Consider the following 13,702-nt stretch of genomic DNA (forward strand, 5'->3'; position numbering starts at 1 on the left):
CACGCGTAAGTGATTGATTTTCAGCAACGGAGATTGTCGTGATCAAGCGAAATCCCAAATTCGCTCGCAACGCCAAGAGTTGTTCAGAGGTTCCTTAGGTGCAATTATGAAGCGATTTCCACCGCCGCAGCCTGCGCCGGCAGGAAGTTGGCCTTCGGTGACAACGTATATAGCTTCGCCCCCCCAGCCAGTGGATATGTTCTTTACCTTCTGCCCACTGACGGAGTAGGCCGCGAAGCTTTGGGAGCTTGCTAACATCAATGCCAGAAAAGCTAGTCTGCGGATCATAAAAAATCTCGGAGTAGGATGGGTGAATTAAATCAAGCTGTGTTGCTCAATGCGCTATCGGACCTGCACTTGCAGATCCGATGACCGGAATAGTTGTGTCTTGTCGCACCTGGTTTCCCCTAACTCGCTCAGATACGCCCCACGTCTAGGTTGCCACAGTGTGAGAACAGGTTCCAGTTGTGTTTGGTACTGCGCGTGGAAATGACTACGCATTCTTTATGCCCGACCACTAATCCGCAAATAGCCTCTTTATGCCCGGCAGGCCTACCTTGGCACTCTCGCACTGTGGTGCGTTGAGTCGAACACGATGTGTATCCTGATTTTGCAAGGTCCGCAGGCCGATCCGGCGCAGGTGGCGCCGATGCAGCTGCCCGAGTGTGCCGGACGTGCGTTGCGCACGCTGGCGTGTGCCGATGTCGATGGCTTGATCGCCGGCTTGCAGGCCGCCGGTGGCGATGCCGAGGTGGAGCTGGTGCTGCTGGATTCGGGCGATTTGTCGGCCTCCGAGCGTGCGCAGGTGCATGCGACGGCATTGCGTGCTGCACTGGATGCGTTGCCTGCACCCTACATCGAGTTGCACACCGATGCGACGCAGGAGCTGGAGCCGTGGCTGCATCCGCAGCATGCGCCGCTGGCGGTGGTGATTACGCCGCACGATGCGCCGCGCGCCTATGCGATGTCGCTGGGTATTGCGGCGCGTTGTCTGCCGTCGCTGTGCGCGCCCTTGTGCGCCGCTGCCTGAGGAGGCCGCCATGTCGATCATGATCGTGCATGGGCCGGAGGCGGCGATGCCGCTGGTGCGTGGGCCACAGCCGTTGCCGCGGACCGTCATTCGGCAGCTGGTGCAGTGTGCCGGCGACGCGGGCAAGACGGTGGCCTTGCGTGCCTGCGGGTCGGAGCAGGAGCTGCTGGATGCCTTGCGCGTGGCCGGGCAGGCGCGGATGGAAATCTCGTTGATCGATCCGGGCAGCTGCGTGGACAGTGCGCGCCTGCACCGTGTACTCAGCGCGTTGCCGTACCCGTTCGTGGAGGCTCACGACGATAGCGTGGACCGTCCGGAGCGTTGCCTGCCGGAGGGATTCGGGCAGCGCATTGCGACGGTGCGCGGTTACTGCGCGCAGAGCTATCTGCTCGGGCTGGAAATCGCGTTGGAACATCTGGGCTGCACGGAGATCCAGGGCGATGTCCACGTCGGTACCTGAGCTGCGCCAGCTGCATTACTTCGCCGACTACGAGGGTTATTGCGACGGTCGGCCGGTGCTGTGGGGGCAACTGGCCCATAGCGTGGACGTGCCCGCCGATGGCGTGCTGGATGCCGCCGGGCTGGTCACTGCGTTGCGCCGCCGTGCGGCCGAGGCGCATGGACTGGAAGCGGGGCAGATCCGCTTGTGCCAGGTCACGCGCCTGTAGCTGCGAACCTCAGGTTAGCGCGCGGACGCATCGCGTCGCTGCGGGAGGTGCGGCATTGCATTGTCGCTTCTCCCGCGCAGCGCTTGCAGCCACAAATCGCCCAATCACGATCGCAAGAAAACACCGCCGCCCGAAGGCGGCGGTGTCGTGGTGCGACTGAACGCGTGATTGCCGTTCGCCGAGGATGCTGCTTACTTCGCTGCCGCGGTATCCGGCACGAACTTGGTCAGCTGGTTGGCCGTTGCGGCAGTGCCGAAGTTGAAGCGGCCGTAGCCGGCGCCCCAGTACAGCGCACCGTCCACGATCGCCGGCGAGGCGAGCACCGAGCCGGTGGCGTCGTGGTTCCACAGCGTGGCGCCGGTGTCGGTATCCAGTGCGACCATATTGCCGGCCATCGAACCGGCGTAGAGCAGGTTCGGCGACACCGTCAGCGAGCCCTGGCCGCCGGCCGGCACGGTCGGATTCACGCGGTTGATGCCGGGCACCTTGACCTGCCACTTGATCCTGCCGGTGGCGGCATCCAGCGCGGCCCACGAGCCGCCGTTGTGGCTCTGGGTGTTGTCCGGTCCCAGCGTGTAGGTGGCGTTGGTGCTGTTGTTGATGGCCACATAGACCTGCGACTTATAGGGGTCGAATGCGGTACCCCACTCGACGCCGCCGGTGGCGCCGCCGGGGCCGACCTGGGTCGACCACACCTTGGCACCGGTCTTGGCGTCGAAGGCCCAGTAGATGCCGCTCTTCTGCCCTGCGCCGACCAGCTGCTGCGGCTTGCCATCGCGCCACACGGTGAACAGCTGCACGCCGGCGCCGCCGAAGTCGTAATCAGGGCCGGTCAGGTTGGTTGCCTGGGTGTTCGGGCACAGGCCATTGGTGGGCGCCACGATGCACGACAGGTTCCAGGCGTCGTAGCCTTGTGCACGGTCGGCCCAGACCAGCTTGCCGGTGTCCAGATTCAGCGAGACCACCGAGTCGACGTAGTTGTCCGGCGCCATGCACGCCAGTTCGTCCTGCACGGTGAGTTCGCTGCCGCGGTAGGAGCGTGCGTTGGAGACGCAGTTACCCACGCTGGCCGGAATGTTGTAGTTGTTGCCGGTGCCGAAGTAGATGCGGCGTGCGATGGGATCGACGGCGACCTGGCCCCAGGTCGACGCGCCGGTATAGCCCTCGGGCGCGTTATAGAACTGCCACACCTTCCTTCCGGTGTTCAGATCCAGCGCCACGACGCTGCCGCGGAACGATAACCGATGCGTCGGATCAAGACTTTCGTAGTCCCTGGACGACACGCCCAGGTACACGCGGTTTCCATAGACCACCGGGGACGAGGTGATCTGGGCCTGCGGATTGGTTTCCACCTCGCTCTTCCACAGCAACTTGCCGGTCTTCTTGTCGAGGGCCAGCACGGTGCCGCCGGCCATGTCGCCCAGGATGATGCTCCTGGGGGTAATGGCCGGGGTGGTACGCGAGAGCGAAGTGCTCTTGCCGGTGTAGTCGGACAACTTGGCCTGCCAGTTCGGTTTGCCGGTCTGGGTGTCGACGCTATACAGCGTGCCGCCCCAGTCGGGCACATACAGCGTTCCACCTTCCACGCTAGGCGTGGCCGAGATGTCGCCGGTGGTGGTCAGGGTCCAGGCCGGCTTGAGGCCTTTGACGGTGGTGCGGTTGATCTTCCACTCGCCCGGCGCGAAGCGCTGGTTCAAGTAGCCGCCGCCGGCGGTGGTCCAGCTGGTGGGGCTGGCAAACGGCAGCTGATTGCCGAAGCTGCGCCAGATCTGGCCGGAGCGTGCAAAAGCCTGGGTATCCAGCGACGACACCGACTGTTGTTCGGTTGCGGGGCCGGCCTGGGCGAAAGCCACTGCGCTGGCAAGCAGGCAGGGAACGAGCGTCAAACTGCGAAATCGCAAGCGGCGAATTGAATGTGTCATCACGGCATGTCCATAGATGGAAGGAAACGCTGGATCCCCCCGGATCTGCCGAGTGACGATGGCCGATTGTGGCGACCGTGCAACACGCGCACCTTCCTCGCGTTCATTCAACGATCGGGTCCGCTCGCATCTGGTGCCACCAGCTCGAAAAATTTGCGTTCAGCGTGTTCGCTATTCGCACAAATGCTGATGATTCATCACGATCGGCGGCCGTTGCGATAGAAAAAATGATTGGTCGCGATGCATGCGTATTTGCACGCAAATCAATGGTCCGCAAAAAGTAACCAGGAAATGTTGCGCCACCTTGTGAGGCTGACCAGTGTGTTGAACAGCTCCTCTCCCTGCGGGGCGAGAAGGCACGGTTTGCGCGCCACTGGTGCGCGTGCCTTGGAGCGCCCGCGTCGCAAACGCGGGCCGGGGCGCGGAGCGGGGGTTGGGCTGAGGGTACGGGGCGAAGCTTCTGTGGCGTCAAAATACACGAGGCTTTGCGCGTCCCCTCATCCGCCCCTTCGGGGCACCTTCTCCCGGAGCGAGAAGGGAATGGGCATATAGGGCTGGGTTATCTGGCGCGTTATGCGCTTCGAGGCGAGGGCACGGCGGTGTGCACTGCAGCGGGAGCGATCAGCGCCAACTGCGCGATCGCATCCTGCACCACCGCCTCCACCGTGGCATCCACGTCCACCGACACCACATCGGCTTCGTCCAACGGCAATTCCAGGGTCTGCAATTGGCTGTCCAGCAGGCTGGCCGGCATGAAGTGGCCGGCGCGTGCGCTCAGGCGGGCGGCGATCACGTGCGGGGCCGCGTGCAGGAACACGAAGCGGATCGGAATGCCGCTGCGGCGCAGCAATTGACGGTGCGTGCCGCGCAAGCCCGAGAACGCGAGCACCACCGACTCGCCGGCCTGTACGCAGTCGCGCAAGGTGGCCGCCAGCAACTCCACCCACGGCAGACGCATCGCATCGGTGAGTGGCTGGCCGGCGGCCATCTGCGCGCGTGCGGCCACGCTGTGGTAGTCGTCGGCATCCAGAAAACGGTAGCCGTAATGCGCTGCCAGGGCCCGCGCGATGGTGGTCTTGCCGCTGCCGGAAACGCCCATCACCACGATGGCCAGGGGCGAAGCGGACGCGGGTGCAGCGGGGGCGGCGGTGTCCATCACGTCAGGTTATATCTCCGGATCGATTCGGCATTTTGCCGGATTTCACGTTGGCGGCAGCCGATGCGTGGTGTAGCGTCGGCGCTCCTCGCCAGGTGAGCGGGCCGCCCAGCGTAACGGCGCGCTCGGCCGGGTTCAACGCACTCCAAGGTTTGCCGATGACGTCATCGCCTGCAACGTCTCCTGCATCGGCGCGCCTGCGCTGGCGCGAAAAGCTGGGCTACGGTGCCGGCGATCTGGGCCTGAATCTGTACTGGGCCAACATCTCCGCATTCCTGTTGATCTTCTACACCGACACCATGCATCTGCCGGCAGCGGCGGTGGGTACGATGATCCTGTTGACCAAGATCGCCGATGCGATCGCCGATCCGGCGATGGGTGCACTGGCCGATCGCACACGCAGCCGCTGGGGCAAATTCCGCCCGTATCTGTTGTGGGGCGCCGTGCCGATGGCGGTGACCGGCGTGCTCGCCTACACCACGCCAGCGCTGGATCAGAACGGGCGCATGTGGTGGGCCACGATCAGCTTCCTGGTGATGATGCTCGCCTACACGGTGGTGAGCATTCCGTACTCGGCATTGTCGGGCGTGATCACCGCCGACAGCAGCCAGCGCACCAGCTTGATCAGCCTGCGTTTCATCGCCGCATTCGCCGGCACCACGTTGGTGAATTACTGCACGCTGGATCTGGTGGCCTGGTTCGGCGCCGGCAACGATGCGCTGGGCTGGCAGCGCACGATGATGCTGTACGGCGCGGTGGCGGTGGCGCTGTTCGTGACCGTGGCGCTGATCACGCGCGAGCGCGTGCAGCCACCGCCGCAACAGCGCACGCCGATCCGCCGGGATATCGCCGACCTGCTGCAGAACAAGCCGTGGTGCGTGCTGTTCGTACTGTCGCTGATCATCATGATCACCATCGTCATGCGCGGCGGTGCGGGCGTGTATTACCTCAAGTACTACGTACAGCGGCCGGAGCTGACCGGGCTGTTTCTCGGTGGCTATTCGGTGTCGCTGGCAGTGGGCGCGGCGATCACGCCGTTGCTGACCCGGCATTGGGACAAGCGCCAGCTGATGACCGCGCTGATGGCGGTGGTGGGCGTATTGAGTTGCCTGATGTTCTTCGTTCCTGCCGATGCGGTGTGGGCGATCTTCGCCTTGAACATGTTGATCGGGCTGGCATTGGGGCCGAAGTCGCCGCTGGCATTTTCGATGTATGCCGACAGCGCCGACTACACCGAGTGGCGCACCGGCCGGCGTGCCACCGCGATGACCTTCGCCGCCGCGACTTTCTCGCAAAAGCTCGGTGGCGCGCTGGCTTCGGCCGGCATCGCCTGGGTGCTGGCGGGCATGGGCTATGTGGCCAACAGCGCGCAGTCGTCCGGGTCGTTGACCGGCATCGTGCTGCTGCTGACGGTGATCCCGGGCGCGGTGGCGCTGCTGGCGGCCTGGACCATGCGTTTTTATCCACTGGATGACGGGTTGTTGCGTCGCATCCAGCACGAACTGGCCGCGCGCAAGCGCGACGAACCGGAGCACCCCGACCGTGTCTGCAACGCCTACCGCTACGTCCGATGCGCTGTCCAGCTTGATGGCGCCCAGCGCCGATGGTGCGCGTTACGCGCTCTATAGCCCCACTGCAATGCCCAATGCCGGCGGCTTTTTGTGGAATCGCCGCATGATGCTGCAGCTGACCTGCCGTGGTTATGCCACCGGGCAGTTCATGCAGCCGGAACCGGCCAAATACGCGCATGCGCCGCTGCTGGAAGCGCGCAACTTCATGATGCCCGAGCAGCCGTACTACGCGCATCATCCCGGGCGCTTCTTCTATCTCAAGGACGAAGACAGCGGCGCCTTGTATTCAGTGCCGCACGAACCGGTGCGTGCAACGCCGGAACAGTTCGAGTTCTCCGCGGGCAAGCACGATGTGCGCTGGCGGGTGCGCCACGACGGGATCGTGGTGGAGCTATGCGTGGCGTTGCCCACCGACGATGCCGTGGAGCTGTGGGAATGCCGCGTGCATAACCAGTCCGGGCGTACGCGCCGGCTCAGCCTGTACCCCTACTTTCCGATCGGCTACATGTCGTGGATGCATCAGGGCGGCGCTTACGAGCCGACGCTGGGCGGCATCGTCTGCCGTAGCGTGGCGCCGTACCAGAAGGTGGACGATTATTTCCGCCAGCGCGATTTCAAGGACTGCACCTTCCTGTTGCACGAGCAGCCGCCGGTGGCCTGGGATGCGCAGCAGATGGCCTTCGAAGGCGAGGGCGGCCTGCATGCGCCCTCGGCCATCCAGGCCGAGCAGCTGGGCAACAGCGATGCGCACTACGAGAACCCGGCCGCCGCGTTGCAATATCGGCTGACGCTGGACGCCGATGCGGCACGCGTGTACCGCTTCGCGTTCGGGCCGGCCAAGGACGATGCGGAGATCGCCGCGCTGCGTGCGCGGTATCTGTCCGAAGCCGGCTTTGCCGCCGCCGCGCGCGACTACGCGCAGTATCTGCAGGGCGGGCAGGGCTGCGCGCGGATCGCCACGCCCGATCCGGCCCTGGACAACCTGGTCAACCATTGGCTGCCGCGGCAGGTGTTCTATCACGGCGACGTCAATCGCCTGACCACCGACCCGCAGACGCGCAACTATCTGCAGGACCACATGGGCATGGCCTACCTGCAGCCGGCCACCGCGCGCGCGGCGTTGTTGCACGCGCTCTCGCAGCAGGAGCCCAGCGGTGCGATGCCGGACGGCATCCTGCTGGTGGAAGGCGCCGAGCTGAAATACATCAACCAGGTGCCGCATACCGATCACTGCGTGTGGTTGCCGATCTTCCTGAGCGCCTATCTGGGCGAAACCGGCGATGCCAGCGTGCTCGATGCGGTGGTGCGCACGCACGATGGACAGGCGCTCAGCGTGGCCGAGCGACTGGATGCGGCGATGCAGTGGCTGCTGGACGCACGCGATGCACGTGGCTTGAGTTTCATCGCGCAGGGCGATTGGTGCGACCCGATGAACATGGTCGGCTGGCGCGGCAAGGGCGTGTCCGGCTGGCTTACCGTGGCTACCGCGTATGCGCTGCGGCTGTGGTCGGGCATCTGCGCGGCGCATGGACGAAGCGCGCAGGCGGAAACGTTTGCGCAGGCCGTGCAGGCGATCAACGCCGATGCCAATCGCGAGCTGTGGGACGGCAACTGGTATGCGCGCGGCATCACCGATGATGGCGTGCGCTTCGGCATCGCCGAGGATGTGGAGGGACGCATCTATCTCAATCCGCAGAGCTTTGCGCTGCTGGCCGGCACCGCCGATAGCGCGCAGCGCGAGGCCTTGCTGGAGGCGGTGCGCGAGCAGTTGCATACGCCGTACGGGCCGGTGATGCTGGCTCCGGCCTACACGCGCATGCGCGATGACGTGGGCCGGTTGACGCAGAAGTGGCCGGGCGCTGCGGAAAACGGCGCGGTCTACAACCACGCGGCGGCGTTCTATCTGTACAGCCTGTACCAGATCGGCGAAGCCGACCGCGCCTGGGAGATCCTGCGCGCGCTGCTGCCCGGCCCCAGCCGCGAGGACGTGCTGCAGCGCGGCCACCTGCCGGTGTCGCTGCCCAATTACTACCGTGGCGCGTGGCATCAGTATCCGCGCACCGCCGGGCGTTCCAGCCAGCTGTTCAACACCGGCACGGTGGCCTGGGTGTATCGCTGCGTGCTGGAAGGGCTGTTCGGTCTGGTCGGCGAGGGCGATGCATTGGCGATCCGCCCGCAGCTGCCCTCGCACTGGCCGCAGGCCCGGGTGACGCGCCAGTTCCGCGGCGCGCAGTTCGAGGTGACGCTGACGCGTGAACCGGGGCGCACGCACGTCGACGTTGAGGTGGATGGCGCCGCCTGCCCGGACCAGCGCGTGCACGGCATTGTCGCCGGACGCAGGTACCAGGTGCGGGTGCGGCTGCCGGGCTGAGTGGCGTGTCCGCGGCGGCTGATGCGATAACTGCCAAGCCGGTGTAGGAGCGCGCTTGCGCGCGACGAGGGCTTCCCGCCGGTGTCCTGTCGCGCGCGAGCGCGCTCCTACGGGCGATGAGGACTTCCCGCCGGTGCCCTTTCGCGCGCTAGCGCGCTCCTACGGGCGTGCGGCCAGGCGGGTTGTTCCCCACTCCCGATTCCCCACTGCGTAAACTCCCCGTTCGCATTGGCCTAGGAACGCCCCTTGGTATCAAGCTGGATCCTGCTGCTGGTCTCCGTCGGCTATGCCGTGCTGCTGTTCGGCGTGGCCTGGTGGGGCGACCGGCGTCCGCTGTACCCGGAGCGGCCGTGGCTGCGGCCGGCGGTCTACAGCCTGGCGCTGGCGGTGTACTGCTCGTCGTGGACCTTCTACGGCGCGGTCGGCTCGGCGGTGCGCAATGGCATCGGCTATCTGCCGATCTACCTGGGCCCGCTGCTGTTGCTGCTGTTCGGCTGGCGCATCATCGAGCGGCTGGCGCTGATCGCACGCGCCGAAAACACCGTCTCCATCGCCGATTTCATCTCTTCGCGCTATGGTCGCTCGCGGCGGCTGGCGGCCTTGGTGGCGGTGATCGCGCTGGTCGGCATCGTTCCGTATCTGGCGCTGCAGTACAAGGCGGTGGCGATGAGCCTGGAGGTGCTGACCGGGCATAGCAGTGCCGGGCGCGGCATCCTTGCCGATCCGGCGTTGTACGTGGCGCTGTTGATGGCCTTGTTCGCGACCTTGTTCGGCACCCGCCAGGTCGATGCCACCGAACACCACCGCGGCATGATGCTGGCGATCGCGCTGGAGTCGGTGATCAAGCTGATCGCCATCGTCGCGGTGGGCCTGTTCGCCTGGGTGTGGCCGAGCGACCACCAGGTGCCCATCGCCGACTCGGCGCGCACCTTGTTCGAGCACACCCCGTCGGTGGGCTTCATTTCGCAGACCTTGCTGAGCTTCCTGGCGGTGATCTGCCTGCCGCGCCAGTTCCATGTGGCGGTGGTGGAATGCAGCGACGTCGGCGACATCCGTCGCGCGCGCTGGTTGTTCGGTGCGTACCTGGTGATCATCTCGGCGATGGTGGTGCCGATCGCATCGGCCGGCGTGGCCTTGTTCGGCAAGGGCAGCACGGTGGTCGACGACGCGGTGGTGCTGGCGCTGCCGCTGAGCCAGGGCAACACCGTGCTGGCATTGGTGGCCTATGTGGGCGGGTTCTCGGCCGCCACCGGCATGGTGATCGTGGCCAGCATCGCGTTGGCCACCATGGTCAGCAACGACCTGGTGATGCCGGTGCTGCTGCGCCGCCGCGGCAGCGCCGATGCGCGCGCGGCGGTGGCCTCGCGGGTGTTGTGGATCCGCCGCGTCGCCATCCTGTTGCTGGCGCTGATCGCCTACGGCTACCACCGCAGCGTGGCCAACGACACCACCTTGGCGGCCTACGGCCTGATGGCCTTTGCGGCGGTGGCGCAGTTCGCCCCCGGCGTGATCGGCGGGTTGTACTGGCGCGGCGCCAGCCGCAAGGGCGTGGAGACCGGCATGGTGCTGGGCTTCATGACCTGGATCTACACGTTGTTGCTGCCGGCCGCCACGCGCGCGGGCTGGCTGCAGCCGGACTGGCTGGTGGACGGGCCGTTCGGCATCGCCTGGTTGCAGCCGCAGCAGCTGTTCGGCATGCGCGGCTGGGAACCGCTGGCGCATGGCACGTTCTGGTCGCTGCTGATCAATGTCGGCGCGATGATGCTGGTCTCCGCACGCTGGCGCCCCGGAGTGGACGAACGCCTGCGCGCCGCGCCGTTCCTGGACCCGTACGCACAGCGGCCGGCGGTGGCCGGCGACTGGCCCGGGCATGTGCGCGTGGCCGACCTGCAGGCCCTGGCCGAGCGCGTGGTGGGCGAGCGGCATGCGCACCGCGCCTTCGTCGACCAGGCGGCGCTGCTGGAGCGCGAGCTGCAACCCACCGTGGTGGCCGATCGCGCCTGGGTGCAGTTCACCGAACGCCTGCTGGCCGCCTCGATCGGCGCGGCCTCCGCACGCCTGGTGCTGACCAGCCTGTTGCGCGGCTCGGGCATGGACCTGGGCGAGGTGGTGGCGGTGCTGGACGAGGCCGGCCAGGAGCTGCGCTTCAATCGCGAGATCCTGTCCACCACGCTGGAAAACATCAGCGCCGCGGTCAGCGTGGTCGACCCGGAGATGCGCCTGACCGCGTGGAATCGCCGCTATCAGCAACTGTTCGGCTACCCGGACGGCATGCTGTATGTCGGCCGCCCGGTGGCCGATCTGATCCGCTACAACGCCGAGCGCGGCGAGCTGGGCGAGGGCGATATCGAGGATCAGATCGATCGCCGCATCCGCCACATGCGCGCCGGCTCGCCGCATGTGTTCGAGCGCACCCGCAGCGACGGCAAGGTGATCGAGATGCGCGGCCAGGCGCTGCCCGGCGGCGGTTATGTCACCAGCTACAACGACATCACCGACTACAAGCGTGCCGAACGCGCGCTGCTGGACGCCAACGAGAACCTGGAGCAGCGCGTGGCCGACCGCTCGCGCGAGGCCGAGCTGGCGCAGCAATCCAAGACGCGCTTTCTGGCCGCGATCAGCCACGACGTGTTGCAGCCGCTCAATGCCGCGCGGCTGTTCGCCTCGGCCCTGCGCGAGAGCCACCAGAACAACGAGGAACAACGCCATCTGGCCGAGCGCGTGGATGCCTCGCTGCGTGCGGCCGAGGAGTTGCTCGATGGCCTGCTCGACGTCTCGCGGCTGGATGCCGGCGGCCTGCGGCCCACGGTCGAGGATTTCGATGCCAGCGCGCTGATGCACGAACTGGCCGCGCAATACGCGCCGGTGGCTTCCAGCCGCGGCCTGCAGCTGCAGGTGCACTGTCGCCCGTTGTGGGTGCGCAGCGACCGCCGCCTGCTGCGCCGGGTGATGCAGAACTTCCTCGCCAATGCGCTGCGCTACACGCGCCAGGGCCGCATCGTGCTGGGCATGCGCGGCCGCGGCGAACAGGTGGAGCTGCAGGTGTGGGACACCGGCCCGGGCATTCCCGAGCACCACATGCGGCAGATCTTCGAAGAATTCCGCCGCTACCAGCAGCCGTTCGACTGGGGCGAGCAGGGCCTGGGGCTGGGCCTGTCGATCTGCCAGCGCATCTCGCGCCTGCTCGACCACGACCTGAGCGCGCGCAGCCAGGTCGGCCGCGGCAGCATGTTCTCGATCCTGCTGCCGCGCGTGGCGGCAGTCCCGCTGCCGCCGGCGTTGCCGGTGGCCGTTGCGCGCGCGCTGCCCAGCGGCGATTCGCTGGCGGGCCTGCGCGTGCTGTGCGTGGACAACGACCGCGAAATCCTCGACGGCATGCGCGCGCTGCTCGGACGCTGGCAGGTGGAGGTGATCACCGCCAGCACGGTGGATCAGGCGCTGGAGCGCGCGCGCGAACAACCGGACCTGATGCTGGTGGATTACCACCTGCACGACCGGCTCGATGGCCTGGACACCCTGGATGCGCTGCAGGCCGTCGCCACCGCACCGATTGCCGGCGCCCTGCTCACCGCCGACGGCCGCGACGAACTCAAGCAACTCGCGCGTGCGCGTGGCTATCGCCTGCTGACCAAGCCGGTGAAGCCGGCCTCGCTGCGTGCGTTCCTGAGTGCGCATCATGATGCGAAGACGCGCTGACGGGTGCGACTGCAGCGTAGGAGCGTGCCTGCGCGCGATTGGGCATTACCGATAACGCTCCATCGCGCCCGGGTGCGCTCCTACGATGATGGCGCTTACGCGGCGCCGCTGAGGTGTTCGTACAGGATGACGCTGCCGACGATCACCAGGATCGCACCGCCGAGGATCTCGGCGCGCTTGCCGATCAGGTTGCCGAGCACGCGGCCCAGCATGACCCCTGCGGTGACCATGCTGAAGGTGCACAGCCCGACCACCACCGCCACCACGCCGATATGCACGTCCAGAAACGCCAGGCTCACGCCGACCGCCATCGCATCGATGCTGGTGGCAAAACCGGTGGTGGCCAGGGCCAGCAAGCCGTGCCGTTTCGGCGTCTCGGACGTTGCTTCTTCAGCATCGTCCGCATCGTTGCGCAGCCCGGCCACGATCATGTGGGTGCCCAGTGCACCGAGCAGCACGAAGGCGATCCAGTGGTCGTAGTCGGACACATAGCCGGAGGCGGCGCGCCCCAGCAGCCAGCCGATCACCGGGGTGATCGCCTCGATGCAGCCGAAGATCAAGCCGGCGCGTAGCGCATCGCGCCACTGCGGCTTGCGCATCGCCGCGCCCTTGCCGATCGCCGCGGCAAACGCGTCGGTCGACATTGCGAAACCGATCAACACAATGGAAAAGGGGGACATCGACAGTCTCGGGTTGTGCGCGATCGCAACGGCATGCGCCCGCGCCAACCGTTGCTGTGCACGCATGCCGCTGGTCTCGCCAAACCGGAACTGGTTGCCTGCACCACGGCGCAACGGCCGAGTATGTTGATGCAGGCGCTTCCGACGATGCGAAAGCAGGCTACTCCCCAAGGGGGCGCGCAGTGTAGCAACGCATGGCCGCGTTCGGTGCGTCTGCAGCGCACGCGAAGGTCGGTCTGATCTTTATAGCCGTGGCTATTGCAAACAGGGGGGTGACGCGGTTTTTGCCTTGTTTTCAGGCGTCAAAGCCAGCAAGGCATGTCCACGCAACGGAGCGATGCGGCGCCCGATAGCCTTGGCTATCGCGACCAACGGTCCTCATGGCGGTGAAGCAGGTAGCGAAAAAACGCGGGGAAAGCCGCTGATGTGGGATGTGCTGCAAGCAGTGCGCAATGGACACGTCATGCTTGGATGCGCGCGCATGAGCCAGTGCCTGCTGCGTGCTGTCTTTCAGGACGTCGTGCAGGAGTGCCGCGATCGGCAACGATGCCGCGATCTCCATGGCCTCTCGATTTGCACGGCTTGCGCTGCCGCAGGGATGCCGGCGA

Annotated in this window: 8 protein-coding genes, 2 pseudogenes and 1 riboswitch; of the genes and pseudogenes, 6 read left to right on the forward strand and 4 right to left on the reverse strand. The window is 66.2% G+C overall.

Annotated elements, in window-relative coordinates; all coding sequences use genetic code 11:
- Positions 1–595: 595 nt before the first annotated feature.
- The 3 genes from XarbCFBP7408_RS15600 to XarbCFBP7408_RS15610 are packed head-to-tail and all read left to right on the forward strand — an operon-like array spanning position 596 to position 1,698.
- Positions 596–1,030, forward strand: coding sequence for a hypothetical protein (locus XarbCFBP7408_RS15600; RefSeq protein ID WP_104563734.1), 435 nt, complete (start codon positions 596–598; stop codon positions 1,028–1,030).
- 10 nt (positions 1,031–1,040) lie between these two features.
- Positions 1,041–1,490, forward strand: coding sequence for a 3-dehydroquinate dehydratase (locus XarbCFBP7408_RS15605; protein WP_181106660.1), 450 nt, complete (start codon positions 1,041–1,043; stop codon positions 1,488–1,490).
- The gene (locus tag XarbCFBP7408_RS15610; RefSeq protein ID WP_016903869.1) at positions 1,471–1,698 is read left to right on the forward strand and encodes a hypothetical protein; all 228 of its coding nucleotides are present in this window, start codon (positions 1,471–1,473) and stop codon (positions 1,696–1,698) included. Before XarbCFBP7408_RS15605 ends, XarbCFBP7408_RS15610 begins: the two co-directional genes overlap by 20 nt.
- Before the next feature lie 191 nt (positions 1,699–1,889).
- Here the strand turns inward: XarbCFBP7408_RS15610 and XarbCFBP7408_RS15615 are convergent, their stop codons facing one another.
- Positions 1,890–3,620, reverse strand: coding sequence for a PQQ-binding-like beta-propeller repeat protein (locus XarbCFBP7408_RS15615; RefSeq protein ID WP_181106658.1), 1,731 nt, complete (start codon positions 3,618–3,620; stop codon positions 1,890–1,892).
- Between the two features lie 571 nt (positions 3,621–4,191).
- Entirely contained in the window at positions 4,192–4,776 is a 585-nt protein-coding gene (locus XarbCFBP7408_RS15625) for a gluconokinase (protein WP_104563736.1), read from the reverse strand.
- Between the two features lie 158 nt (positions 4,777–4,934).
- Here XarbCFBP7408_RS15625 and XarbCFBP7408_RS15630 point away from each other — a divergent pair.
- The 3 genes and pseudogenes from XarbCFBP7408_RS15630 to XarbCFBP7408_RS15640 all read left to right on the forward strand — a co-directional run.
- Positions 4,935–6,314, forward strand: a pseudogene (locus XarbCFBP7408_RS15630) (MFS transporter); the annotation flags it as partial.
- A 4-nt stretch (positions 6,315–6,318) separates the two neighbouring features.
- A pseudogene (locus XarbCFBP7408_RS15635) lies at positions 6,319–8,718 on the forward strand (GH36-type glycosyl hydrolase domain-containing protein); the annotation flags it as partial.
- Positions 8,719–8,964: 246 nt separating this feature from the next.
- Positions 8,965–12,414, forward strand: a complete 3,450-nt coding sequence (locus XarbCFBP7408_RS15640; protein WP_104563738.1) for a hybrid sensor histidine kinase/response regulator — start codon at positions 8,965–8,967, stop codon at positions 12,412–12,414.
- A 95-nt stretch (positions 12,415–12,509) separates the two neighbouring features.
- On the opposite strand, the gene XarbCFBP7408_RS15645 is transcribed toward XarbCFBP7408_RS15640, so the two are convergent.
- Complete coding sequence (locus tag XarbCFBP7408_RS15645; protein ID WP_104563739.1) at positions 12,510–13,094, reverse strand: manganese efflux pump MntP family protein; 585 nt, start codon at positions 13,092–13,094, stop codon at positions 12,510–12,512.
- A 10-nt stretch (positions 13,095–13,104) separates the two neighbouring features.
- Positions 13,105–13,270: riboswitch (yybP-ykoY riboswitch) on the reverse strand.
- 119 nt (positions 13,271–13,389) lie between these two features.
- Complete coding sequence (locus XarbCFBP7408_RS15655; RefSeq protein WP_104563741.1) at positions 13,390–13,656, reverse strand: hypothetical protein; 267 nt, start codon at positions 13,654–13,656, stop codon at positions 13,390–13,392.
- Positions 13,657–13,702 lie beyond the last annotated feature (46 nt).

This window comes from Xanthomonas arboricola pv. guizotiae (genome assembly GCF_002940205.1).
Classification (GTDB): Bacteria; Pseudomonadota; Gammaproteobacteria; order Xanthomonadales; family Xanthomonadaceae; genus Xanthomonas; species Xanthomonas arboricola_C.